Below are 25,817 nucleotides of genomic sequence, written 5' to 3'. Positions count from 1 at the left end.
GATGGCATCTGACATCCTTGTCGTCGATGATGAGATCGACATCCGCGAACTAGTTGCAGGGATACTTGGCGACGAGGGCTACGAAACCCGTGTAGCCTCCGACGCCGATAGTGCCTTGACTGCCATCGACGACCGAATTCCGCGTCTGATCTTCCTGGATATCTGGATGCAGGGAAGCCGTCTCGACGGCCTCGCACTGCTCGACGAGATCAAGCAGCGCCACCCGGAGATCCCGGTGGTGATGATTTCAGGGCACGGCAATATCGAAACCGCCGTATCTGCGATCCGTCGCGGCGCCTATGACTTCATCGAGAAACCTTTCAAGGCGGACCGGCTGATCCTCGTCGCCGAGCGGGCGCTCGAAACCTCAAAGCTGCGGCGAGAAGTTTCGGATCTGCGCAAGCGGTCCAGTGAGAGCTTCGAACTGCTCGGCTCGTCGCTGCCGATGAATCATCTGCGCCAGACCATCGAGCGTGTCGCACCGACGAACAGTCGCATCATGATTACGGGTCCATCAGGCGCGGGCAAGGAATTGACGGCACGCGCGATACACGCGCTGTCCATCCGGTCCAAGGGACCATTCGTCAATCTCAATGCTGCGACGATCACGCCGGAGCGAATGGAAATCGAGCTGTTCGGGACCGAATCCGATGGCGGGGAGCGCAAGGTCGGCGCGTTGGAAGAGGCCCACGGCGGCATCCTCTACCTCAATGAAATTGCCGACATGCCGCGCGAAACGCAGAACAAAATCCTGCGCGTCCTTGTCGATCAGCAGTTCGAACGGGTAGGGGGTACGAAGCGGATAAAGGTCGATGTCCGCATCATCTCATCCACCGCCCAAAACCTTGAGGCGATGATTGCCGAGGGGCGTTTCCGCGAAGATTTGTTCCATCGTCTCGCGGTTGTTCCCGTCATCGTGCCGCCGCTTGCAGACAGGCGCGACGATATCCCGGCACTCGTCGAGTTCTTCATGACCCAGATCGCCGACCAGGCCGGCATCAAGCCCCGCAAGATCGGCCCCGACGCCATGGCGGTGCTGCAGTCGCACTCCTGGCCCGGCAATATTCGCCAGTTGCGCAATAACATCGAGCGCCTGATCATCCTTGCCCGGGGCGACGATCCGGAAGCGGTGATCACTGCGGATCTCTTGCCGGCGGAGATTGGCGATACCTTGCCCAAGGCGCCGACCGAGTCCGATCAGCACATCATGGCGTTGCCGCTGCGCGAAGCGCGGGAACGCTTCGAGAAGGAATACCTCGTCGCCCAGATCAACCGTTTCGGCGGAAACATCTCGCGCACCGCCGAGTTCGTTGGTATGGAACGCTCAGCACTGCACCGGAAGCTGAAATCCCTCGGGGTCTAATCGCAAAATGCGCGTCATCATCTGCGGCGCTGGACAGGTAGGCTACGGCATTGCCGAGAGGCTCGCGGCCGAGGGCAATGACGTATCCGTCATTGATATGTCATCCGATCTCATCGAGATTGTCGGTGACACGCTCGACGTCCGCGGGTTCGTTGGGCATGGCGCACATCCCGACATGCTTGAAAAGGCCGGGGCGGATCAGGCCGACATGATCATCGCGGTAACGCTGTTTGATGAAGTCAACATCGTCGCCTGCGAAGTCGCCCACGCGCTCTTCAACGTCCCCACAAAGATCGCGCGTATCCGCGCTCAATCCTATCTGCAGTCGCACTACCAGGACCTTTTCTCACGCGAACACATGCCGATCGACGTCATCATTTCGCCTGAACTCGAAGTCGGGGAAATGGTCCTGCGCCGTATCGCGCTGCCGGGCGTCACCGACGTCGTCCGCCTCTGCGATGACAAGGTCGCGGTGCTGGCCATCGAATGCCTGGAGGATTGCCCGGTCGTCCATACCCAACTGGCGCAATTGACCAGCATGTTTCCGGATCTCAATGCCACGGTGATGGCAGTGGTCCACGATGGCAAGCTGGCGGTAGCGCATTCAAGCGACCAATTGATGCCGGGCGATGTCGCCTATGTCGCGACACCTTCAGCGCAGATTACGCGCACGCTGGCCCTGTTCGGCCATGAGGAGCCTGAAGCAACGAGGATCGTCATCGCGGGCGGCGGCAATATCGGCCTTTACGTGGCCCAGACCATTGAGGAACGCCAACCACGGACGAAGGTCAAGGTTATCGAAGCCAGCCTCCGCCGGGCCAATTCTATTGCCGACGATCTGCATCGCTCCCTCGTCCTTCACGGCAGCGCCCTCGATCAGAAGTTATTGCGGGAGGCCGAAATCGAGGATGCGGATCTGATCGTTGCGCTGACGAATGACGACCAGGTCAACATGCTGGCCAGTGTCATGGCCAAGCGTCTCGGGTGCAAATCCAACCTCGTCCTCATCAACAATCCCGACTATCTCGATATTGCGAAATCGCTTGGCATCGACGCGCAGATCAGCCCGCGCAGCGTCACCATCTCGCGCGTGCTCCAGCATGTGCGGCGCGGCCGCATTCGTGCAGTGCACAGCATCGAAAATGGCAAAGCCGAGATCATCGAAGCTGAAGCGCTTGAAACGTCGCCGCTGGTTGGCGCGACGCTTGGCGAACTTGATCTGCCTGACGGACTACGCATCGGCTCGATCTATCGTAACGGTGAACTCATCAAGCCGCAGAGCAGTACCCGGATCAAGCCGCGTGACCGCGTCGTTCTCTTCGCCACGGCAGAGACGGTCAAACAGGTCGAACAGATGTTCCGCGTCAGCCTCGAATTCTTCTGACCCCCAGAAAGGCAGATATCATGAAACTTCAGCTCTTTCGCAACGCCACGCTCAAGCTCGACTATGCCGGCTCGGTCATCCTGATCGACCCGGACTTTGGGCCAAAGCACAGCAGGCCGTCATTCACCGGGCGCTCTCCAAATCCGATGGTAGAACTGCCGGCATCGACGGACGAAATCTTGGAAGGTGTCGATTTTGTCCTCGTGTCGCATCTTCATGCCGACCATTTCGACAAGGTCGCACAGGACCGCGTACCGAAGCATCTGCCGCTTATTTGCCAGCCGGGCGACGAGGACACGATCAGGTCGTTCGGATTTCTCGACGTAACACCGCTCTACGATGACCTGACCATTAACGGCATCTATGTAAAGCGCCGCGAGGGGAACCACGGATCGGGTCCGGTTCTCGAGAAGATGGGAAAAGTGATGGGCCTTACCATCGAGGGCGAGGGCGAGCCGTCCATCTATTGGGCGGGCGATACGATTCTCTATCCCCCGGTGCGCGAGACTATCGAGACGGCTGAGCCAGATATCATCATCACCCATTCCTGCGGCGCCAAATGGGACGACGTATTCATCGTCATGGACGCTGAACAAACCAGCGACGTGTGCGAAATCGCGGCTCCCCATACCAGGGTCATTGCCGTTCACATGGAAGCGCTCGACCACGCGACAACATCGCGGGAAGAGCTTCGGGCCTATGCGAACAGCCGGTCGGTTGATAAGCATAGACTCATCATCCCCGACGATGGAGAAATCCTCCATCTGACAGCCCCCACTACGTGAGACCATCCATGCCAAACACATTCGCATTCGTCGGAACGCAAAATCGCAACGGCCAGGGCACCGGGATCAGCGTCTATCGCTTTGACAGCGCGACTGGAGAACTGACCCCTGCGAGCGAATATCTCGCCATCGACAATCCGGGCTATCTGGCCATCGACGAGAAGCGCAAGCGTCTCTACGCCGCCGTCGAGATCCCTGCCTGGAACGAGAACATGGCCGTCGCCTTCGATATCGACCCTGAGACGGGAGCACTTTCCTACATCAACATGCAGCCGACGCTCGGCAACACGACGTGCCATCTCGGCTTTGATCAGCAGGGGGAGACCATCTTTGCCTCCAACTACACCGTGGCCGATCTTGGCGAACAACCTGGCAATGCGGTGGCGGCCTTCGCCCTGCGGGAAGACGGTGGGCTGGAGCCGGCCTTTGCCGCCGCGGCGCACGAGGGCAAGCACGCCATCATTGCCACCGACAAGCGCCAGCATGGCCATTGTGCGGTGGCGAGCCCCGACAACCGCTACCTCTTCGTCTGCGATCTCGGCCTCGATCGGATCGTCGCCTATAATCTGCCGAAGAAAGGCGAGGCGATGACACTGGCGTCAGCGCCGTTCGTTCAGTTTCCGGACGGTGCGGGCCCGCGCCATCTGACGTTTCATCCAAACGGCAACGTCGCATACGTGATCAACGAGTTGAACTGCACCGTCAGCGCATTGGACTACGATCCAACCGATGGCGAGCTTTCGATCCTTCAGACGCTGCCTAGCCTCCCGGACGATTTTACCGATACGAACACCTGTGCGGAAATTGCGATCAGCAGCGATGGCAAGTTCCTGTACGGATCCAATCGCGGCCACAACAGCATCGTCAGTTATGCCGTTGCACCTTCCGGCGAGTTGTCGCTGATCGGTTGGACGCCGTCGCAGGGTATCGGCCCGCGCAACTTTACGATCGATCCGAGTGGGGCGTTTATGCTTGTCGCCAACCAGAAGGGCGGCGGCATTGCCATCTTCCAGCGCGATGTTGCGACGGGTGCGCTTTCCGATACCGGCAAGCGGGTCGACCTGCCCAACCCGATGCGCATCGTCTTCGGCACGTTCGGTTGAGGTTGCAAGCAGATGTCACGCATTGCCTATGTCAATGGCCAGTATGTCCAGCATTCGGAAGCGGGAATTCATATCGAGGACCGCGGTTATCAGTTCGCTGACGGCGTCTATGAAGTGTGCGAGATTGCGCGCGGCAATATCATGGACATGACCCGCCATCTCGATCGCCTCAATCGTTCGCTCTCGGAACTGCGCATCGCCTGGCCGATGGACCGCAAGGCGCTCATCGTCGTGATCAAGGAGGTGGTAAGGCGCAACCGCGTTTATAACGGGCTCGTCTACCTCCAGGTCACGCGCGGCGTCGCCAGGCGCGATCATGTGTTTCCCGCTGTGGGCACGCCTTCGTCCATCGTCGTCACCGCAAAGCGCACCGATCCTAAAGCCTCGGCGGCGCGAGCGGCCAAGGGAATCAAGGTGATAACCGTGCCCGAAAATCGCTGGGAGCGCGTGGACATCAAGTCGATCGGTCTATTGCCCAACGTGCTTGCGCGCCAACAGGCGAAGGAGGAGGGTGCTCAGGAAGCCTGGTTCATCGATCCCGACGGCACGGTCAAGGAGGGCGCGGCAACCAATGCCTGGATTGTGACCAAGGACGGTACGCTTGTGACCCGGCCGGCCGAAAATGGCATCTTGCGTGGGATCACCCGCACAACCATCTTTGATGTGGCGAAAAAGCTGGGGCTGAAGATCGAGGAGCGGGGGTTTTCAGTGGACGAAGCCAAGAAAGCCAAGGAGGTTTTCATGACGGCTGCGACCACTGTTATCATGCCAATCGTTGCGATTGACGGCGAATCGGTGGCAAATGGCCATCCTGGAGAGACTACACTTTCCTTACGGGAAGCGTTTTTTGACGTTGCGGAAAGAACGCCAGCCTGTTAACCGGAGAGTGAGGGGACTAACAGACGCACTTTTTCACCTCCCGTAGGAGTCGATTCATTTCCACTCCTGCTGCCGAATGTTGTATGAGACGCTTTGCTGATCGCATAAAAGGACAAGAACAATGGCTGAACGATCGCAGAATCTTCAGGATCTTTTTCTGAATTCAGTCAGAAAACAAAAGATTTCTCTGACAATTTTCCTCATCAATGGTGTGAAACTGACCGGCATTGTCACTTCGTTTGACAACTTCTGCGTGCTTTTACGCCGTGACGGCCATTCGCAGCTCGTCTACAAACATGCGATCTCGACCATAATGCCGAGCCAGCCCGTGCAAATGTTCGAAGTTGAAGAGAGCGACTGAAACCAATTTGACCAAAGAAACCCGGCGTAACGCAAAGAAGTCCAGCCCGATTACCGACAACGGTGAAACGGCCAGGGAACTGACGCGCGCTATCGTGATCGTGCCGATCCTTCCGCAGCGCTTTGCCGATGGCGGCAAGGATGCGGGCAATCACAGCAGTTTCCAGCATGAGTTTCAGCGCAGCGACGACGCCCGTCTCGAAGAGGCGGAGGGACTAGCGCGCGCCATCGATCTCGACATCGTCCATTCCGATATCGTCCAGGTTCCCACCCCCCGACCGGCGACCTTGCTTGGAACGGGCAGGGTGGAATCGATCGGCGAGTTCGTGGAAGCGTCCCATGCGGAACTCGTGATCGTCGATCATCCTTTGACGCCTGTACAACAACGCAATCTCGAAAAGGCATGGAATGCCAAGGTCCTCGACCGGACCGGGCTCATCCTCGAAATCTTCGGGCGCCGGGCGCAGACGAAGGAGGGCGCGCTGCAAGTCGAACTTGCGCATTTGACCTACCAGAAGGGCCGGCTCGTGCGCAGTTGGACCCACTTGGAACGCCAGCGCGGTGGCGGTGACTTTCTCGGTGGTCCCGGTGAAACCCAGATCGAGGCCGACAGGCGTGCCTTGCAGGAAAAGATCCTGCGCATCAAGCGTGAACTCGAAACGGTTGTCCGCACGCGCACGTTGCACCGTGCCAAACGCAAGAAGGTGCCGCATCCGGTCGTGGCGCTCGTCGGCTATACCAATGCCGGCAAATCGACCTTGTTCAACCGGCTCACGGGAGCAGGCGTGGTGGCTGAGGACATGCTGTTCGCCACGCTCGACCCGACGCTGCGCCGTATCCGCCTCGAACATGGCGAGACGATCATCCTTTCCGATACGGTGGGTTTCATCTCGAACCTGCCGACACATCTGGTAGCGGCCTTCCGTGCCACGCTCGAAGAGGTGGTGGAGGCGGACCTTATCCTGCATGTGCGCGACATCTCCGACCCCGACACGGCCGCGCAGGCCGAAGACGTTCATGCGATCATGGAAAGTCTTGGCATTGAACGCGGCGACTCCAAGCGCATCATCGAGGTTTGGAACAAGATCGATCTGCTTGATGAGGCTGGTCGCGAGACAGCATTGCGCCAGAGCGCCGCGGTTTCCGGAAGCGAGCATCCGATCCCGATTTCGGCGATCACAGGCGAGGGCGTGGACACGCTGCTACAGGAGATCGAGGGCCGCATCTCCGGGACACTTTCCCGGGTCAAGGTCACACTCAAGCATGACGAGATGCGCTTGATGGATTGGATTTACCAGCATTCGAGCAATGTCAAGCGCAAGGACCTCGACGACGGATCGATCGCGCTGACCATGGACATGACGGTGGCCTCAAACGAGATGCTAGAGGAAAAGCTTGGCCGCAATGCGCGGTAGGACGCTTACTTTTCGCTCTTCGCCTGCTGCCATAGCGCTTCCATCTCTTCGAGCGTAGCCGCGCCAAGCGATTGATCCTGTTCGGCGAGCTTGCGCTCAATGTAGTGAAAGCGCTTGCGAAACTTCTCGTTCGTCCCGCGCAACGCGCTCTCCGGCTCGAGTTTGAGATGGCGGCCGAGATTGACGATGGCAAAGAGAAGATCGCCGTATTCCTCCTCGGTATCCTTATGCTCGCCGCTGGCGATCGCTTGCTTCAGCTCGCCGATTTCCTCTTCGATCTTGTCAAGGATGGGCGCCGCTTCCGACCAGTCAAAACCGACCTTGGCGGCGCGCTGCTGCAGCTTCAGCGCACGCATCAGCGCGGGGAAGCCGTGCGGAATATCGTCGAGAAAACCTTCCTTTTCGGCAAGACTGAGATTGAGAGCCGCGCGCCGCTCGCGCCGCTCCGCCTTTTCCTCGGCCTTTATCTTGTCCCACATGCCCTTGGCCATGCTGGCGCCACGCGCCGCTTCCTCGCCGAACACATGCGGATGCCGCCGGATCATCTTGTGCGTGATCGCCTTAACCACGTCGCCGAAATCGAATGCCTGCATTTCCTCGGCCATACGGGCATGAAATACAACCTGAAGCAGGAGATCGCCGAGTTCCTCGCGCAGATCGTCGATATCGTCGCGTTCGATGGCATCGATCACCTCGAAGGCTTCTTCGAGCGTATAGGGCGCAATGGATTTGAAATCCTGTTCAAGATCCCATGGGCAGCCGGTGACAGGCGTGCGCAGGGCTTGCATGATATCGAGGAGGCGGGAAATATCGCGTGATGGTTTCATGGATAGAGCATAGGCCACGTCAGTGCTGCCGAACATGACGGATTGGATCGCAAGCGAAATTTGTCCACAACATCTGGATAAGGACACCTTGTGGGCCACGTCGCAATGGGAGCGGGGCCGCAACAGGTGATTTCGTAGGTGACGACCACATTCTAAAGCGCTTTTCGCCAAGCGATCCACGCACCCCAAAACAAGCTTGAAAAGAATCCTTCCGGTCGTTCAAAACCCGCGTTAGCAAGCAGGCTGAACACCTCATCTTCAGATGCAGGTGGGTCGGCGCCTTGCAGGATCTTGCCAAGCTTTACCTTGACGTCCTCGCTGGTCGCACCATGCATCCGCCAGCGTTCTCCCCACGCAGCAAGCAAGTGCGGTTTCTTGGCATAAACATAGCGGTTGCACGCAAGGATGAGAGGCGCACCCGGCGCGATCCGATTTGCGATATCCTTCAGTATCGCGTTCTTTGCGTCATCACCGGGCAGGTGATGCAGCACCCCTAGCATCATGGCGGCATCAAACGTTCCATCTGTCGACAGCGCGTCCAATGTGCCCAGATGCAGTTCGGCTCTGTCGCTTAAGCCTTGCTCCTCAAGGCGCTGTGCAGCGCGCGCAAGCATCGGTTCCGAAGGGTCAATGCCAACGAAGCGCCAAGTGGCTTCGATTCTGGAAACTGCGGTTATTTCTTGAGCAGTGCCACCCACACCAACGATGAGAATGCGACGGTTGCCTCCAGGTCCGAGCGTGGCAGCCAACATGCAAGCGGCAAGCTCATGGCATGCCTCATAACCAGCCAGCGCTATCCGGCTCTGCGTTTCGTATTCATCCGCTCGCGAGCTATCGAACTTTTTGGCAGATTGGAGTTCACGATCGTCGCTTTTCATCTTCAGTACTTTTCTCCGGACTTCATATGCCTTGACTTGCGGGGCATTGCATCCTCGTGAAAACGAGGAGGGTTTTGTACGTGTCGCAATTGAAAATAGAATGTGCCATCCTAAATAAAAAAGTCACATAAGATAGATTATGGAACTAACATACAGATACAATCAGCCGGCAATATCCGTAATTTGGGCCTTTGCAGCCCTTACCAAGGCTTTGGGATCGCTGGGAAACACAAAATTGGTGCCGCCTGCCGCCGCCCAGACAACATCGTACTGCATCAAATGCTCGTCGGCATAAGCCGCTATGTCGATGAGATGGCCGATGGGCGCAACGCCACCAATGGCAAAGCCGGTTTCCTTGCGCACGTGCTTCGGGTCGGCACGGTGCAATGCTTCGCCCGTCAAACGCGCGGCCTTGCCGAGATCGAGTTGCCGCAGACCGGACACCAGAAACAGATATAGCTTCGCGGTCTCAGCGCCTTGAAAGATGAGCGACTTGACGATCTGGCCGACGGTCACGCCGCATTGCACAGCCGCGTCTTCGGCCGTATGGGTCGAATCCGGCATCTCGCGAATCTCGATATCGAAGCCGGCGGCGTGGGCTGCCTGGCGAACACGTTCGACGCTCTTGCTCATAGGTTGACCTCAAATGTCAGTCCATCGAACGCGGGTTCGACATGATCGGGCGTTTCGCGCATGACCGTCTCGTAGTCGAGCGGCACATGCATGTGGGTCAGGATTGCTCGACGCGGCTTGAGCTTATCGATCCATTCAATTGATTCTTCTAAAGAAAAATGGCTTGGATGCGTCCGGTACTGCAGAGCGTCGATCACCAGCGTATCGAGGCCAGCCAAGGCAGAGGCCGTCGCCGCAGGAAAGGCGCTCACGTCGGAGCAATAGGCAACATCGGCAACGCGAAAGCCGAGCGAAACAATGTCTCCATGGATCTGCGGCAATGGCAGGAAGCGTATCGCTCCGCCCGCACCTTCGATCGCGAAACTCTCGTCATGGATAATCTCGTGCGGCCGCAATATCGGCGGATAGCTCGATCCTTCGGGTGTCTTGAAGCAATATCCAAAGGCGTCATAGAGCCTCTTCAGGGTTGGCGCATCCGCATAGATATCGAACAGATCGCGGCGATCGATGACAAAGGTGCGCAGGTCGTCAAGCCCGTGAATATGGTCGGCGTGAGGATGCGTATAGACGACGGCGTCGAGTTTGCCCGAACCGAAATCGATCATCTGCGAGCGGAAATCCGGGCCGGTGTCGATGATAACGGTGGTGACACCGCCATTTTCGGCAATGCGCTGGACCAGCATCGAGGCGCGGCGGCGACGGTTCTTCGGATTGCCCGGATCGCATTTGCCCCAGTCGCCATTAATGCGCGGCACGCCCGGCGAAGAGCCACAGCCGAGAATCGTGAAGCGCAAGCGGTCAGGCATCGGCGGGCCTTGGCATCTTGGTGAAAAGCCGGAACACGTTTTCAGTCGTGAGGCGAGCGATCTCTTCCTCGCTTACGCCGATGGTATCCGCAAGGACAGCAGCCGTATGGCGCACGAAACTCGGCTCGTTGCGCTTGCCGCGATGCGGCACTGGCGCAAGATAGGGCGCGTCGGTCTCAACCAGCAGGCGATCACGCGGGACATTGCGGGCAATGTCACGTATCTCGGGCGAATTCTTGAAGGTAAGGATACCCGAGAAGGAAACATATCCGCCGAGATCGACGCCGACCTTGGCGAGTTCTGCGCCAGAGGAAAAGCAGTGCAGGATGAAAGGGAAGGTCCCCTTCCCCGATTCTTCCTTGAGGATCGAAATCATATGGTCATCGGCGTTGCGCGCGTGGATGACCAGTGGAAGCTGTGTGACGCGCGCCGCTTGAATGTGCGTGCGCAGTCCCTGCGCCTGCGCTTGCGGTGGCGCGTAGTCATAATGGTAGTCGAGCCCCGCTTCGCCGATCGCCACCAACTTCGGATGCTCTGCCAAACGGATCAGCTCGTCGGCTGTTACATCGAGTTCCTCATGCGCGTTGTTCGGATGCGTGCCAACCGAAGCATAGACACTGTCATAGCGTTCGGCGATGGCAAGGATCGTGTCGAAGCGCCGGACACGCGTTCCGATCGTCACCAGACGCTTGATACCGTGATCAAGCGCCCGCTGGACGATGGCATCCCGTTCTTCCTCGAAATCGGCAAAGTCGAGATGGCAGTGACTGTCGACAAGCATCGTCATTCGCTGTCCGCTCAGGCTTCTTTGTCGGCTTCGACGTAACGCGGAAAGATCGGCTGCGGTGCCGGCAAGTCAGCTCCCGGAACGAGCTCGCCGCCAGTCAGATCGGCGAAGTTGCGCTTGTCGAACGGGATCGCCAGGATGTCGAGCAACTTGGCTGCGGACCCTGGAATAAACGGCAGACAGAGAATGCCGACGCGGCGGATGACTTCGGCTGTCACAAAGAGAACTGTTTCCATGCGCGCCGGATCGGTCTTCTTGAGCGCCCACGGCTCCTGCCCGGCGAAGTAGCGGTTTGCCTCAGCCACGACAGCGAAGATTGCGCCAAGCGCGAGATGCAGCGCCTGCGTAGACACTGCCTTTCGCGCCGTGTCGAGGGCTGTCAACGCCTGGTTGAGGATCGCCTGATCCGCATCGTTGAACGCCCCGGGCTGCGGCACCTTGGCGCCGCAATTCTTCGTGATCATCGACAGCGAACGCTGCGCGAGATTGCCGAGATCGTTGGCAAGGTCGGCATTGGTCCGGTTGACGATGGCCTCATGGCTGTAATTGCCGTCCTGTCCGAACGGGATTTCGCGCAGGAGGAAATAGCGCAGCTGGTCGAGCCCATAATGTTCGACGAGCGAGATCGGATCGATGACATTGCCGACCGATTTCGACATCTTCTCGCCGCGGTTGAAGACGAAGCCGTGTCCATAGACCCGTTTCGGCAGCTCGATTCCGGCAGAAAGCAGAAACGCGGGCCAGTAAACGGCGTGGAAACGAATGATGTCCTTGCCGATGACATGAACGTCCGCCGGCCAAAAGCGCCAGCGCTCGGCATTCGTGTCCGGGTAGCCGGCCGCAGTAATGTAGTTGGTGAGTGCATCAACCCACACATACATGACGTGCTTTTCGTCGCCAGGAACGGGGATTCCCCAATCGAAGGTGGTGCGCGAGACCGACAGGTCCTTCAATCCCGACTTGACGAAGGAAATCACCTCGTTGCGGCGTTCCTCCGGTCCGATAAAACCAGGATTGTCGGCATAAAGCTGAAGCAGGCGATCCTGATAGGCGGACAGGCGGAAGAAATAACTCTCTTCCTCCAGCCACTCGACAGGCGTTCCCTGCGGGCCATAGCGCACATCGTCCGCACGCACTTCCGTCTCTTCTTCCTGATAATAGGCTTCGTCGCGCACGGAATACCAGCCGGCATAGGAATCCTTGTAGATGTCCCCCGCCTTAACCATCTTCTTCCAGATCGCCTGCGATGAAGCGTAATGCCGCTCTTCGGTGGTGCGAATAAAATCATCATAGGAAGCATTAAGAAGCGTACCCATGTCACGGAAAAGCTTTGCATTTCTATCGGCGAGTTCGCGCGGGGAAATCCCCTCCTTGCGTGCCGTCTGCAGCATCTTGATGCCATGTTCGTCGGTGCCGCTGAGGAAGAGAACATCCTTGCCATCGTGGCGATTGAAACGGGCAATCGCGTCCGTCGCAATCAGCTCATAGGCATGGCCGATATGCGGGCTCCCGTTCGGGTAGGAAATGGCAGTAGTTATATAGAATTTTTCGCGGCTCATGCTGACCTGATTTCGTCTTTGTCTCGGAAGCTTGGGAGGCTTTGACATAACTCATGTCCGGCGCGATTGCCAGACCACCAAAGCCCTATCTGGCGTCTGCAAGAGCGCGATGAATTCGCTCGAGGAAGATCAGTACAGTCTGCTTGCGGTCGAGATTGTAGGCGGCGGCATCCCTCGCCTCGTTCTGCATCTCGTTCCAGAGGTTGGACCACCTGCTTGCCCTTGCGGTATCGCCCTGCTCTGCCGCCAGACGTGCCTTGAGCGCGATCCGGTCGAAGAGACCTTCCAGAAAGAGATCGTACTGGATTTCAGCTTCGCGGGCCGATAGCGCCGAGGCCAGCGCATGCGCCTTTGGCACATCGAATACTGCCTTGGCGAGAACGCCTTCCACGGCCTCGGCAATTTCAAGGCCGCCGAACGCCAGAAGCAACGCCGCCTTGCGCACGCTGCCATCGGCTTGCGCGACGAGCGCCTCGATATCGCCGGCTTGCGCGGAATCGAGCTTGATTGCGCTTAGCGCCGATATCAGATCGTTCCGCTCCAGCGGCTCAAATCGCAGCGACTGGCAGCGCGATCGGATCGTCGGCAGGAGACGGCCGGATGAATGCGATATCAGAACGAAGAGCGTTCGCTGTGGCGGCTCTTCAAGCGTCTTCAATAAAGCGTTGGCGGCATTGCGGTTCATGTCGTCTGCGGGATCGACAATGACAATGCGCCAGGAACCGTCATGCGATGTCCGGTTGAGGAAATGCGTGACCCTTCTGATCTCGTCGATGGTGATGCCGGTCTTGAACTTACCCGTCTTTGCATCGACCGGCCGCGTGATATGCAAGAGCGCAAGGTGCGTGCCGCTCGCAATCTGCCGGTAAGGCGCAACCGTGAAATCCGGCTCGGCAAGTGCCGGCGGCGCAGCGTGAGCTTGCGGATTGCTGAGCATGTGCCCGGCAAGATGGAATGCAAGAGTCGCTTTGCCGACGCCCTGCGGCCCCTCCAGGAGAAGAGCATGGTGCATATGGCCGGATTGATAGGCCTGTGCCAGAAACGATCTGATCACCTCGTGTCCGAACAGGGCAGGATTGGCTGAGGGCGACGGGACACCGTCGATTGTGTCATGGGTAGCCGGAACGTCGAGGATCGCGTCGGTCATCGCGCCACCTCGGCAGTCCGGACAGCTTTCATGCCACGGCTTGCCTTGAGGTCGTCGACAAGCTCGGCGATCTGGCGCGCAATCTCGCCTGCCGGCCGGTCGCCGGCGATCACCTTGCAACGCTCGGGTTCGGCATCGGCAATTGCGAGATAGGCATCGCGCCGCTTGGTATGCATTTCGACCGTTTCCTTCTCGAAGCGGTCGGCGGTGCCCTCGCCGCGTCGCGCATTGGCGCGCTGGAGACCGACCTCCGCCGGCAGGTCGAGAATGATCGTAAGATCCGGCACCAGCCCGTTGATTGCCACCTTCTCGATGGCCTGCATGAGATCAGGGTCGAGGTCGCCCGTCACTCCCTGATAGACCCGGCTCGAGTCGATATAGCGGTCGCAGAGCACCATCCGGCCCGACCGGAGCGCCGGGCGCATGACCTGCTCCACATGATCATTGCGGGCCGCAGCGAAAAGCAGCGCTTCCATCGCGGGCCCGAATGGCTCCGCCGCACCGCTCAAGATGACGTGACGCAGTGCCTCGGCGCCGGGTGAGCCGCCGGGCTCGCGCGTCGCCAGCACGTCATCGCCGCCTGCGCGCAGATGTTCGGCCAGCCGCGCAATCTGCGTTGATTTGCCAGCGCCCTCGCCGCCTTCGAATGTAATGAATAGTCCTTGCACGCCGCCGCCGTCTTTCGATGCAGAGTCATTTTAAAGATGGTTCTAGCGCCCGCAAATTAAAAGGTCGAGGCGTGTTCAGAACTTGAGTTGCCTCGTCCAGCCCGTGGTCAGCTCCAGCATCGCATCAATGCTGCGCTTCTTCAGATCGCCGGTCTCCACGGCCTCGGCCGTGAACACGGGCGTTTCCTGGACAAGCTCGTCGCCAATCCAGATCCGCAACACGCCCGCCTCTTCCCCCGCCTTTATGGGCGCGACGAGTGGTCCCTTGTAGACAACATGCGCTTTCAGCCGGTCGCGATTGGCCACGGGGACCAGCAGGCTGATTTTTTCGGTTGCTTTCAGCGGTACGCTGGACTTCGTGCCGCCAAAGACACTCGCTTCCCCGATCGTTTCGCCCGCAGCAAAGATATCGATTTCCTCGAACGCCTGATAGGCCCACTCGAAGATGCGCTTTGCCTCTTCGGCCCGCTCCTTGTCGCTGGCAAGCCCGCTCAAGGCCACGATATAACGCCGGCCGCCGTGCTCCGTGGCGCCAACAATGCCGTATCCCGACTGTTCGGTGTAGCCGGTGCCCATGCCGTCCGCACCAATATCAAGGCGGAGCAGCGGGTTGCGATTGCGCTGGAAGATATTGTTCCAGGTAAAATTGTCCTGCGCATAGGTGTGATAGAATTCGGGATAGCTGCGCTTTATATGGCGGGCAAGCGCGACGAGGTCAGTCAGCGAAACGCGCTGCTTCGGATCCGGCAATCCCGTGGAGTTGACGAAGGTGGAGCTGTTGAGCCCCAGTTCCTTCGCCCGCGCATTCATCATTTCGGCGAATTTTTCCTCCGAGCCGGCAATGCCTTCGGCAAGGATAATGCAGCCATCATTGGCCGACTGAACGATAACGCCCTGTATGAGATCGCCGACGCTGACCGCCGATTTGAGCTTGGCGAACATGGTTGACCCACCCGATGGTGCACCACCCGTGCGCCAGGCGTGTTCGCTGACCGTATACTGCGTCGAAAGGTTGATCCTCCCGGCCTGCAACTCATGGAATACGACTTCCATCGTCATCAGTTTGGCGAGCGCTGCAGGCTCGATGAGAGTCTCCGGCATTTTGGTATAGAGCACCGTGCCGGTCTGGTCTTCGACCATCAACGCCTGCTTGGCCTTGGTGTCAAAAAGCTGCTCCTGCGCATCGGCCGCGAAGCCTGAGAGCATTACCACTGCAATGCCAAGGACAATAGAACGGATGGGCGCTTTCAACGCGACAACCAGGCGTCGGCAATCAATTCCCGTCATCGCGAACGACAAATGCATCACCTGCCCCCGCGGCCCAGGCGGCCTTGAGCAACCGGTCGGTATTCTTCCCGGAATCGGCACGGGCAATAAGCTCTATCCTGCGCCCTTCAGGGCTGGCGACTTCGGCCATCTCGACTTTGCCGAACGCCGAAAGGGCCGCGACCATCCGTCCGGCCTCGCTCTTGCTGGCAAACAGGCCGATCTCGACATATTCGCCGGTTGATCCGCTTTCGACCTTCCCGTTCATGCTCTTCCATGAAGTGGAAATCGCCGACGAGGAGAGAATGCCTGTAGTCGCCTCGATCGGCGCATTGGCGCTTTCAATACGCTCACTGGCATAGGAACTGACGAATGGCGATGCCGCCTTGCCGCCCTTCAGCGAGCCGATAAGGATCGTCGGCTTGTCGTCGATATAGGGCCCAACCAAGGGCAAGACCGGGTCGATATCGATACTGAAGTTCATGGCTGCCGCCATCGGCACAGGCTGCGGCTGGCCCCCGTCGATCCGCGCCGCCTGTTGCTCAAGCGAAAATGCCTGATTGCCAAGGCTCGCCACCTGGATGCCGGCGGGCTGTTGCGGCTGCATGCCGGGTATCGGCATCGGCGCGCGCCGCGTCGGCGTGCCGCCGTTCATGGCAATCATCACCCCGGATGCCGGCTGGCCGTAAGGATCGACACCAGGCGCGTGATATGAAGCCATGAGGAAGTTGTCATCATTGCCTTCGAGCGGTGCACGGCCAACATATTCGACCTTGACGCTAGCGGTACCTGTGTCGTGGTAGTCCAGCACCATCGCGGCCTTCTGCGAAAGATCGATGAGGCGGTCGGAATGATAGGGTCCGCGATCATTGACGCGGACGATGACAGAACTGCCATTGGAAAGGTTGGTGACGCGCGCATAGCTGGGCAGCGGCATCGTCGGGTGCGCCGCCGTCAGCCGGGTCGTGTCGTAAATTTCGCCATTGGCGGTCAGGCGGCCATGAAACGCAGAGCCATACCAGGACGCCTTGCCCTGGCGCCGATAACCCGGCTCTTCCTTGGGATAGTACCACTTGCCGGCAACCTTGTAGGGCTGGCCGACAAGATTACGGCCGCCGCCGCGCGGAATGTGGCGCAGATCCGTGACGACCCGCGGGCTCGCCTTCACGCCATAGGCGGATTCGGCAAAATATTCCTTGGGGTGCTGCTTGCGTGCGACTGTCACTTTAGGGGAAGCACAGGCGGTCATCAGAGCGCCCACGGCAACAACCCCCACAACTTGAAAAGCTTTGGCTTTTGACAATGTTGACCACCGGCCGCGCGGGCCGTCCCCAGGAATGGTAATGTATCGATAGCAGATCAGAACGTTGACGCAAACCCCGACGCCCATCCGGGATGCACCAATATGAAATTGCCACTGATAGGTTGATAGGCCATTAACAGGCCCTATAGTGCGGCAAGCCTATCAAAAATATGGATATTTCCATGAGCCGCATATCTGCAATCGACTATGCCGCCGCTTCCCCCGAAACACGCGCCGAACACGACCGTGAGCTGCAATTGCGCGGGCGGATGACCAACATGAAGCGCATCATGCTACATTCTCCGGTCGCCCACCGCATTTATGCCGAGTGGTTCACGTTGCGCGATTTGCTGCGGCCGGCCTTGAGCGACCGGGAAATCTGGCTCCTGTCGCTGGCGATTTCCGAAGCGAGCAAGGCGCGCGTTCCCGCCACCTTTTTTCGCCGGGCCTTGATCGAGTCCGGATTGGAGTTGGAAGCCGTGGTGCCGACGGCCCGAGAAGCAGCGCTGATCGATTTCGGAAGGGCCATTGTCGTAAACTCCAATGCCGTAGCGGACGAATTGTGGAACAAGCTCGCTGCCAGCTACGATGAAGCCACGCTCGTCAACCTCGTCGCCTTTGCGGGGATCATGATTGCGACGACCATTTTCACCAATGTCGTCAATGTGGATCTCGATCCCGAGCTTGCGCGCTACGCCGCAGCCGGCGATAGCGCGGCCTCCTGAAGATCAGTCGCGAAGGGTCGTTACGAATTGCGCGTCGCCACGCAGCGTGTTGGAAACAGTGCAGATTTCCTCGGCTTTTTCGACGATCTGCCGCCGCGTGCCGGGGTCGAGATCGCCATCAATCTCTATGTCGATGTTAAACGACGCAACACGGGATGGCTCGTCATGCGCCTTTTCGCCCGTTACATGGACGCGCACTCCCGCAAGCTTTTCCGCGACACCGAGCTTGTTTGCCGCAATCCGAGCGCTGAGCGCAATGCAAGCCGAGAGTGACGCATAAAGGAGATCGAGGGGATTGAACCCCGGCTGCGAGACGGAGGTGACGATGTTGATTTCGCCGCCTGTCTCGGACGTTATAACCGGCAGTTCCTTGCCCTTGAGCACTGCCGTGGCTCCAACGGCCCTGGTGCGGATCTTGAGTTCTGACATTTGCGGCTTCCCACTATGCTACCGTTGCGCTTCCTCTACTTTGAAGGCACGCTGTGGGACAAGTCTAGGGCCGGTTTTACCAGCGGACTACTCGCTGAAGATTTTCGGAGGTTTAACCCATGAGCGTTACGCAGCTTGGATTTCAATATTCAAGGCCTGAGACGGAGCACAGAACGAGGTGCCGGTCCAAATCTTCGGTTCACAAGGCCATAATGCGAGCCTTGAAGCTGTGCTCAAGAGCCTGAACTTCGGGGACCTAAATGCTCGCCACGATAAACAATCGAAGTCTCGAGCAATTTCGCCGTTCCGGTATACCCTGAATAATTTAAATGAGCGGACTGTGAGTAATGCACCGTGCAATGCGACCGGATCGGAAAACCACATCAATGGCGCCTTGCATCTTAGACGTTTTCAGGCGCTTCTATGATGATTGTGAGGAATTTTCCTAGGCTGGTGAGCAACAGGTAAAATAGAATAATCGGACCTATGATGGGAAGAACTTGCAGAATAAACGCCAGAAGGATGCAAAGCCCCCAATTGACGGGGTGTTTCCTGGTCAGAACCATGATGTTCCCGTGTGCAACAACCGTTTGATAACCCTGGGGCCCATATCTTAGGGCCGTGTCGGACATTTCGGCTTTGCTGGCAGCCTTGATATGCTTTTGCTTCGCGTCTTTGCCTTTGACAGCCGATATGATGAGCAACAGGAGGGCGACCGCAATAAGGATTATGAAAAGCAACATGTGAATGGCAATAACCCAATGATATAGTGTGATAGCCCCCATCGAAAAATCTCCTAATGAAAAAATGTAGCGCTTAAAATTGATGATGAGCATAGTAGGGCATGGGAAGACTGTCCATAGAAGGCTAGGCGCGCAATGCGTCCATACCGAACGCATTGGGGCCCGCATTACGGGAACTGAATGCGTTCGGTAGAAACGGTTGAAAGAGCTTGGGCTCTCGAAGCTGTGCCAGTTTGTCGAAATCCAACTGACGGCAATAATTGCGAGCAAACGCCTCGGAGTTCTGAGTATCGGGATTGCACTCGAGCTTTATTCACACGTAATGCCAGGAATACACGCCGACGCAGCCGAGCAGGTTGACGCCGCAATTCGAAAGGCTATAAAGGCCTCCGAATAGCATTCGGTAGCAAACGGCACTAGCAATCAACGGCTAAAAATGCGACCACCGAATGTTTCCAATGGTTTGGAAGAGTGGCCGAGTGGTTTAAGGCAACGGTCTTGAAAACCGTCGTGCGGGGAACCGTACCGTGAGTTCGAATCTCACCTCTTCCGCCATAGCATCCGATCTAAGCCATTTATTTAACAATATAATCCACCGATACGCGTGTCGGCTCGCAGGGAGCAATGCTGGAGCCGATCGCCTATCCCACTCCGTCGCTCTTAAGCTTTAAGGGTAGCGGCCCCAACCAGATCACCCTCCGCTCAAGCAAAGGTGAAGGCGATCACATACCATTCCTGATTTTTGAGCTTATTCTCGTATCATCCAAAACTTCAGGAGGCGGCGATGCGACTTTATATTGTTGCGTTCCTCGCATTGGCGTTGAGCGGGTGTGTCACGAGCAATCCACAGGACGGCGGCGGAATACCCCGGCATGCGTCATGGGCAGGACAAAACTGATCGCTACAAGCGAAGCTTAAACATCAATACATGGCGATAATACCTTGCTTGAAAATGCGAAACCCTCACTGCTCTTTGAACGCGCGGCTGAACTGATCGGCGAGCGGCTTGGCAAGAAATGACAGCGCCGTGCGCTCTTCTGTCGAAACGAAGACCTCGACCGGCATGCCGGGCAGCAGCTTCCCGTCACCGAGCTTTTCCAGTTCATCCGCAGGAACGATGACGTCGGCAAGATAATAGACCTGGCCGGTTGCCGGATCGGTGCTCGTCGCCGCCGAGACATAGGCAATGCTGCCGAAGAGTTCGGGCGTCGTGCGCTGATTGAAGGCGGAAAAGCGCAGTTTCGCCGGTTGGCCGACAAATACCTGATCGATATCGGTCGGCGCCAGCTTTGCCTCGATCTTCAATGCGGCGTCGGCGGGCACCAGCGTCACCAGCTTTTCCGCCGGGGTGATGACACCTCCAATCGTGTGGACGGCAAGCTCATTGACGGTGCCCGATAGCGGCGCGCGAATGTCCGTGCGCGCCAGACGGTCCTCGATGGCAATGCGGCGCTCGCGCAGTTCGGAAAGCTTTGGCTCGATCGAGGAAAGTTCGCGCTGCGCTTCGGTACGCGCGGTCTCGTCGATGGCGATGATCTGGATCTGGATTTCGCTCATCTTGGCCTTGGCGCGGGCAATGCTGGCTTCGACCTCACCCTTTTCGCCGACGAGCTTAGCCATCTCGCGGTCGATGACATATTTGCGCGAGGTTTCGATCAGCCGCTTGTCCGTGAGGCCCTTGATCTTGTCGTGCTCGATCTTGACCAGGGCAATTTCATCGGTCTTGGAATCCCGCTGCGCCTCAAGGCCGGTCACCTCCTGGCCCAGCTGATCGATCCCGAGTTCCAGCTGTTCCTTCTGGCTCTTGCGATTTTGGCGATTGCCTTCGAACAGGCGGTTCTCACCGAAGAAGATATGGTGGTGTTCTTCGAGCCGGCTCGAGAGTTCAGGGGAAAGGATGATGGCATCGAGATTGTCGCGTTCGGCCATGAGCCTGACCTGACGAGCCGTGAGCTCGATGAGCTGTGTGCGCACGATCGACAATTCCGCCCGCGTCTCGGCATCGTCGAGGCGCAGCATCACCTGGCCCTTGGTGACGAAATCGCCCTCCTTGACGGCGATCTCGCTGATGATGCCGCCATCGCGGTGCTGCACCGATTTCATGTTGCGATCGACCTTGACCTGCCCCGGTGCAATGATGGCGCCGGTCAACTGCGCCGTTGCCGCCCAGCCGCCAGCTCCCGCAAACAGCAGCAGGCCAAACAGTGTGCCAGCAAAGACCCGCGATCCTATCGGGAACGTCTGGTCTGGCGCTACGGCCGATAGTGCACCGTTTCGATTGGTCTTTTTGTTCTTTCTTCCCAGCATCTGCCTGCCCCCGGTTCTCTTGTGTTGCCGTGCTTTTTTATGGATTTTCGACGATCATCAGCACGTGATGGCCGCTCAAGTTGATTGTCATCTCGAAGTGCTCGTCGCGGTTCATGTCGACCTCGATCAATGTCTGCGCGAGTTCGCCCGTGCCCTCGTGCCTGATCTTGATCGGCAAGGGCTCGTCCCCGGCCGTCTCGCCATAGATATCTTCAAAGCGATCCTCGAGCCCGTCGATCACGTCTTCGAAGATCTCGTAGTTCGACGTCTCGATGCGGTCGCCGACCATGAAATCGATAATGTTATGAATTACCTCGGCGCTCGAGCTACCTTCGGGTATGTGGAACTGGAAGGTGTCGTTGCCATCGCCGCCGCGCAGGATCATAGCCTCGGGCCCGATGATCATTCGGTCATCGCCACTCCCGCCGTGCACCGTCTCGAAGCCGCTGATCGCGTCATGACCGATGTCAAACCCGGTCGCCTCGCCGGTTTCGAGGTTGACGAGCACAGCCTGTGCCGATGCCGAGTAGTCCAGCGTATCGGTACCCTCGCCTCCGGCATAGGTATCGTCGGCTGCATCGGCCGCTGCGACGACGTGATCATCCCCATGTCCGCCGTCAACCCGGTCTGTGCCCCCGCCATCGGCAAGCGTGTCGTTGCCGGCATTGCCCAGAAGCGTCTCCTCGCCATCGCTGCCGGCAAAGGTATCGTCGCCCGCCCCGGCACTGATTGTTTCGAAGTTACTGATCGTATCGGTGCCGATCTCGGCGCCGGTGGCGTTTCCTGCTGCAAGATCGATGGCGACCGCCATGATTGCCGCAGAATAGTCGAGCGTATCGATACCGCTGCCACCATCATAACGATCGTCCGCTGCATCGGTATCGCCGATGATGACATCATTGCCGGCATCGCCGCTGACCTCGTCTGCGCCGGCAGACCCGGCAAGCCGGTCATGTCCGCCGCCGCCGGAAAGCGTGTCGTCATTGGCACTGCCGCCTATCGTATCGTCGCCGCCACCGCCCTTGACAGCCTCGATATTGCTGATTGCGTCATTGCCGATCTCGCCGCCCGAGGCTGCGCCTTCTGCAAGATCCACCTCGATAGAGCCCGTTACTGCCGAATAGTCGAGCGTGTCCTCGCCTTCACCGCCGTCATAGCTGTCGTCGGCTCCGTCCGCATCGCCTATGATCGTGTCGCTGCCCGCCTCGCCGCGGACGCTGTCGGCATCGGCGCCGCCGCCGAGGAGATCGTTGCCCTCACCGCCGCGGATGGTGTCGAGCCCCGCATTGCCCAAGACAATGTCGTTGCCGAGGCCGCCGTCAAGAATGTCATTGCCATCATCACCATTGATGCGGTCATTTCCCAAATCCCCCGTAATGTTGTCGTTGCCCAAGCCGCCGAACATGAGGTCGTCGCCATCGCCGCCACTGATCGTGTCGTCGCCCTCTTCGCCAAAAATTGTATCGCGACCATCCTCACCATAGAGTCGGTCATTCCCGGCCCCACCCCAGATCGTGTCATCGCCAAGGCCGCCAAGCACGATATCGGCGCCCGCACCCGCCATAACGATGTCATTGCCGCTTCCGGCAACGATGTGGTCGTCGCCATCGCCGCCATTGACGGTGTCGTTACCACCCCGTGCATCGATGAGGTCGTTGCCCGCGCGCGCGTCAATGTCGTCGGCACAGTCACCGCCGACAAGAATATCGTCGCCGGGGGTGCCGAAGATCGGCAGATTGCGCAGCACCGAGAATTGCGCAGTTTGCCACACCGAAAGATTGCCGTCGGTGATCTCGTAAGTGAGCGTGACCGGACCAAGTCCGCTCGCGGCAAAGTTCCAGCCATTGCCGGCTTGCGTCAGCGTCCCTGATGAGATCGTCAAATTGCGGATCGAGAGCGGATCCCCATCGGGATCGGCGGCCCCGCGCAGGAGATCGGCAAGGCCGATCAGCGCCCCCGCACAGCCATAGACGTCGTAGAGCGTGACGGGACCGCTGGTGCGCGGCGCCCGGTTTACCGGCTTGGCGTTCCCGTCGTCGCCGTATTCGGAATCGGTTTGTGGGTCGTGTTCTGGTTCGTCATCCTCGCCGCCTGAAGCTTGTGGAGGCAGGTCCTCATACCACCGTCCGCCGCTTCCACCGACGCTGCCGGAGGCGATCCCGCGAGCCGGCTGTGCCATCCAGGCGTTGTCGTTGGCAGCCTGGAATGATACCGAAATGCCGCCGAACTGGCGCAGCAGCGCCGAACTCGGCAGGTTCAAGTCCTGGAGGCTGATGGGCGGTGTATCGGCGAGCTCAAAAGCGCTCCCCCGCCGCGCCGATACCAGTGCCTCGCCCGAGCCGCTGTGCTTCATCTCCTCCGGATATTCGTTATCGACCACAAGTTCGGGCCCGCGCGCCATAACCTGCTCCGGAGCAGACGTTCCGGCCGCGCCAGCCGACGCCGGCGGTCTTTCCTCGCTATTGTCGGCATAGTCGCCGAGCCGCGGAAAAGCGCTCTTCAGATAAACCGCAAGCCCGGTCAGGAATACGGTAAAGAACAGGGGCGCATGGGAGCGCCTGTCCGCGTTCTTCAGCACATAGCGCTCATGCGGGTTTTCATTCTCGGATGGGTTGGTCTTGGTGCCTTTTGCCTCGATGATCATGCCAGTACCCTCGATGTGACGCGCGGCGCATTCTGCGCTGCCGGTGCCTGACGGTTGCCCGGGTCCGCCGGGGCAGCTGATTTGAGAATCTCTTCCTTCGGGCCGAAAGCCACCATCTTGCCGTTCTGAATGACGGCAACCAGATCGACGGCGGCGAGCGCGCTCGGCCGGTGGGCGATGACGACGGCAATGCCGCCGCGCGCCCTGATCGCCTTGATCGTTTCGGTCAGGGCCATTTCGCCCTCACCGTCGAGGTTGGAATTGGGCTCGTCCATAACGACCAGGAATGGGTTCTTGTAGAGCGCCCGAGCGAGGCCAATGCGCTGGCGCTGTCCGCCGGAAAGCGAGGCGCCTTGCGGCCCGAGCGCCGTGCGATAGCCGTCGGGCATGCGCACGATCATTTCATGGATCCCGGTGATCTGCGCCGCCTCGACGATGGCGCGGGCATCGGCATCCTCTTCGAGCCGGGCAATGTTTTCCTCGACCGTTGCATCGAGCAGCGCCACGTCCTGCGGTAGGTAGCCGATATACTGGCCGAGATTGTCGTCCGACCACTGTGTAAGGTCGGCATCATCGAGCCGCACGCTGCCGCGCAGCGCCGGCCAGATGCCGGTCAGCGCACGCGCCAGCGTCGTCTTGCCGCCGCCGCTTGGGCCGATTATTCCGAGCGCCTGCCCCGCCTTGATCTCGAAGCTGACCTCGCTCAGAAGCACGCGGCCGGAACCGGGCGCAGCTATGGTGATCTTCTCGACCTTCAGCGATGCCGTCGGCGCCGGCAATTGCATCGGCGCCTCGTTGCCCGCGAGCGCAACGACGGTTTCCTTCAGGCGGTTGAACGCATTGCGGGCCGCAACAAGACCCTTCCAGTTGCCGATGGCAAGATCGACCGGGGCAAGCGCCCGGGCCGAAGCCACAGAGGCGGCGATGATTGCGCCGGCCGAAAGTTCGCCCTGAATGGTCAGCCAGGCGCCAAGGCCGAGGACGGCCGACTGCAGGACCATGCGGAGAACGCGCGAGACCGCGCCAAAGGTGCCGCTGATGTCGTTCGTGCGCGTCTGCAATTGCAGATGCTCCTGGTTTGCCGCGTTAAAGCGGCTGACCGCCCGCCCGGCAAAGCCCATTGCTTTCAGGATCTCGGCATTGCGCGCGTTGGAATCGGCAATGGCATTCCGGGCAATCGCCGATTGGTGCGTCGAACTTGCCAGCCGTCGCGTCATCAGTTCGGTGATCACCGTCAGCACCGAAAGGACGAAGGCGCCACCGAAGGTCAGCGCCCCGAGATAGGGATGCAGCATATAGACGAAGATAAGATAAAGCGGCATCCACGGCAGGTCGAACAGTGCCACCGGGCCCTGGCTGCCAAGGAAACTGCGAACCGTGTCGACGTCGCGGCCGCGTTCGAGCGCCTCCGCGGTCGAAAAGCCGAAACGCGGCATGTCGATGGCCACCTGATGCGCGAGCGGCGCGATCTTCGCATCGAGACGCGCTCCGACCCGCACCAGCACCTGCGAGCGGATAATGTCGAACAGACCCTGGAACAGGTAAAGGCCGATCGCCAAGGCCGACAGTGCGAGCAGCGTCGGGACGCTGCCGCTGGTCAATGCCCGGTCGTAGATCTGCAACATGTAGAACGAGCCGGTCAGGGCAAGGATATTGATGATCCCCGAGGTTGTGAACAGAAACGCGAAGATGCCGCGAAAACCCTCTGTTAGTTTCTCGGCATTCTTACGCTTCATCCCCGTTAAAGCTGGCTTGGAACGCATTGTTTTTCCCCACTTTTCTTATTTGAATGAGGCGACGGGCCCG

The 25,817-nt window shown here is 59.0% G+C and carries 23 protein-coding genes and 1 tRNA gene; 9 read left to right on the top strand and 15 right to left on the bottom strand.

What is annotated here, in order from left to right; translation table 11 throughout:
* The first annotated feature begins 1 nt into the window (after position 1).
* From BLR72_RS06680 to hflX, 7 genes are all read left to right on the top strand, one after another.
* Positions 2-1,363, top strand: coding sequence for a nitrogen assimilation response regulator NtrX (locus BLR72_RS06680; protein ID WP_027233296.1), 1,362 nt, complete (start codon positions 2-4; stop codon positions 1,361-1,363).
* Positions 1,364-1,370: 7 nt separating this feature from the next.
* Positions 1,371-2,747, top strand: a complete 1,377-nt coding sequence (trkA, locus tag BLR72_RS06675; protein ID WP_091946271.1) for a Trk system potassium transporter TrkA — start codon at positions 1,371-1,373, stop codon at positions 2,745-2,747.
* A 20-nt stretch (positions 2,748-2,767) separates the two neighbouring features.
* A complete protein-coding gene (locus BLR72_RS06670) occupies positions 2,768-3,532 on the top strand; it encodes an MBL fold metallo-hydrolase (RefSeq protein WP_091946268.1) in 765 nt (254 codons plus the stop codon).
* An 8-nt stretch (positions 3,533-3,540) separates the two neighbouring features.
* Positions 3,541-4,635, top strand: a complete 1,095-nt coding sequence (locus tag BLR72_RS06665) for a lactonase family protein (RefSeq protein WP_091946265.1) — start codon at positions 3,541-3,543, stop codon at positions 4,633-4,635.
* Between the two features lie 12 nt (positions 4,636-4,647).
* Entirely contained in the window at positions 4,648-5,514 is an 867-nt protein-coding gene (locus BLR72_RS06660) for a D-amino-acid transaminase (protein ID WP_027233293.1), read from the top strand.
* A 121-nt stretch (positions 5,515-5,635) separates the two neighbouring features.
* Positions 5,636-5,875: an RNA chaperone Hfq gene (hfq, locus tag BLR72_RS06655; protein ID WP_008129219.1), complete on the top strand. Its 240-nt coding sequence runs from the start codon at positions 5,636-5,638 to the stop codon at positions 5,873-5,875.
* 49 nt (positions 5,876-5,924) lie between these two features.
* Entirely contained in the window at positions 5,925-7,289 is a 1,365-nt protein-coding gene (gene hflX / locus BLR72_RS06650; protein WP_244506651.1) for a GTPase HflX, read from the top strand.
* Between the two features lie 5 nt (positions 7,290-7,294).
* On the opposite strand, the gene mazG is transcribed toward hflX, so the two are convergent.
* From mazG to BLR72_RS22790, 10 genes are all read right to left on the bottom strand, one after another.
* Entirely contained in the window at positions 7,295-8,116 is an 822-nt protein-coding gene (gene mazG / locus BLR72_RS06645; protein ID WP_091946719.1) for a nucleoside triphosphate pyrophosphohydrolase, read from the bottom strand.
* 152 nt (positions 8,117-8,268) lie between these two features.
* Complete coding sequence (locus BLR72_RS06640; RefSeq protein WP_091946258.1) at positions 8,269-8,994, bottom strand: SAM-dependent methyltransferase; 726 nt, start codon at positions 8,992-8,994, stop codon at positions 8,269-8,271.
* 162 nt (positions 8,995-9,156) lie between these two features.
* The gene (locus tag BLR72_RS06635) at positions 9,157-9,627 is read right to left on the bottom strand and encodes a YbaK/EbsC family protein (RefSeq protein ID WP_091946255.1); all 471 of its coding nucleotides are present in this window, start codon (positions 9,625-9,627) and stop codon (positions 9,157-9,159) included.
* Positions 9,624-10,433, bottom strand: coding sequence for an MBL fold metallo-hydrolase (locus BLR72_RS06630; RefSeq protein WP_091946253.1), 810 nt, complete (start codon positions 10,431-10,433; stop codon positions 9,624-9,626). The genes BLR72_RS06635 and BLR72_RS06630 overlap by 4 nt, the downstream gene beginning before the upstream one ends.
* Positions 10,426-11,214 carry a TatD family hydrolase gene (locus BLR72_RS06625; protein WP_091946716.1) on the bottom strand — a complete coding sequence of 263 codons (789 nt, stop codon included), beginning with the start codon at positions 11,212-11,214 and terminating at the stop codon, positions 10,426-10,428. The genes BLR72_RS06630 and BLR72_RS06625 overlap by 8 nt, the downstream gene beginning before the upstream one ends.
* A 17-nt stretch (positions 11,215-11,231) precedes the next feature.
* A complete protein-coding gene (gene metG, locus BLR72_RS06620; protein ID WP_091946250.1) occupies positions 11,232-12,779 on the bottom strand; it encodes a methionine--tRNA ligase in 1,548 nt (515 codons plus the stop codon).
* Between the two features lie 85 nt (positions 12,780-12,864).
* Positions 12,865-13,926 (bottom strand): DNA polymerase III subunit delta', encoded by a 1,062-nt coding sequence (locus BLR72_RS06615; RefSeq protein WP_091946247.1) that lies wholly within the window; start codon positions 13,924-13,926, stop codon positions 12,865-12,867.
* Positions 13,923-14,594 carry a dTMP kinase gene (tmk, locus tag BLR72_RS06610; RefSeq protein ID WP_091946244.1) on the bottom strand — a complete coding sequence of 224 codons (672 nt, stop codon included), beginning with the start codon at positions 14,592-14,594 and terminating at the stop codon, positions 13,923-13,925. The genes BLR72_RS06615 and tmk overlap by 4 nt, the downstream gene beginning before the upstream one ends.
* Before the next feature lie 75 nt (positions 14,595-14,669).
* On the bottom strand, positions 14,670-15,800 hold the full coding sequence (locus BLR72_RS06605) for a D-alanyl-D-alanine carboxypeptidase family protein (protein WP_244506628.1): 1,131 nt from the start codon (positions 15,798-15,800) through the stop codon (positions 14,670-14,672).
* 67 nt (positions 15,801-15,867) lie between these two features.
* Positions 15,868-17,109: a septal ring lytic transglycosylase RlpA family protein gene (locus BLR72_RS22790; RefSeq protein WP_091946711.1), complete on the bottom strand. Its 1,242-nt coding sequence runs from the start codon at positions 17,107-17,109 to the stop codon at positions 15,868-15,870.
* 236 nt (positions 17,110-17,345) lie between these two features.
* Here BLR72_RS22790 and BLR72_RS06595 point away from each other — a divergent pair, with 236 nt between their 5' ends.
* Positions 17,346-17,888 carry a carboxymuconolactone decarboxylase family protein gene (locus BLR72_RS06595; protein ID WP_091946708.1) on the top strand — a complete coding sequence of 181 codons (543 nt, stop codon included), beginning with the start codon at positions 17,346-17,348 and terminating at the stop codon, positions 17,886-17,888.
* Between the two features lie 3 nt (positions 17,889-17,891).
* Here BLR72_RS06595 and BLR72_RS06590 read toward each other — a convergent pair whose 3' ends face one another.
* A complete protein-coding gene (locus BLR72_RS06590) occupies positions 17,892-18,317 on the bottom strand; it encodes an OsmC family protein (protein WP_091946241.1) in 426 nt (141 codons plus the stop codon).
* A 401-nt stretch (positions 18,318-18,718) separates the two neighbouring features.
* Entirely contained in the window at positions 18,719-19,102 is a 384-nt protein-coding gene (locus BLR72_RS06585) for a hypothetical protein (RefSeq protein ID WP_091946238.1), read from the bottom strand.
* 423 nt (positions 19,103-19,525) lie between these two features.
* Here BLR72_RS06585 and BLR72_RS06575 point away from each other — a divergent pair.
* Positions 19,526-19,615 (top strand) — tRNA-Ser (locus BLR72_RS06575).
* Positions 19,616-20,023: 408 nt separating this feature from the next.
* Here the strand turns inward: BLR72_RS06575 and BLR72_RS06570 are convergent.
* The 3 genes from BLR72_RS06570 to BLR72_RS06560 are packed head-to-tail and all read right to left on the bottom strand — an operon-like array spanning position 20,024 to position 25,774.
* Complete coding sequence (locus BLR72_RS06570; protein WP_091946234.1) at positions 20,024-21,367, bottom strand: HlyD family type I secretion periplasmic adaptor subunit; 1,344 nt, start codon at positions 21,365-21,367, stop codon at positions 20,024-20,026.
* A 37-nt stretch (positions 21,368-21,404) separates the two neighbouring features.
* Positions 21,405-24,011, bottom strand: coding sequence for a cadherin-like domain-containing protein (locus BLR72_RS06565; RefSeq protein WP_091946231.1), 2,607 nt, complete (start codon positions 24,009-24,011; stop codon positions 21,405-21,407).
* Entirely contained in the window at positions 24,008-25,774 is a 1,767-nt protein-coding gene (locus BLR72_RS06560) for a type I secretion system permease/ATPase (RefSeq protein WP_091946228.1), read from the bottom strand. The genes BLR72_RS06565 and BLR72_RS06560 overlap by 4 nt, the downstream gene beginning before the upstream one ends.
* Positions 25,775-25,817: the final 43 nt, after the last annotated feature.

The sequence above is a fragment of the Phyllobacterium sp. YR620 genome, from assembly GCF_900104165.1.
Lineage (GTDB): Bacteria > Pseudomonadota > Alphaproteobacteria > Rhizobiales > Rhizobiaceae > Phyllobacterium > Phyllobacterium pellucidum.
The sequence above is the reverse complement of the archived record's forward strand: the minus strand, read 5'-3'. Positions and strand labels throughout refer to the sequence as shown.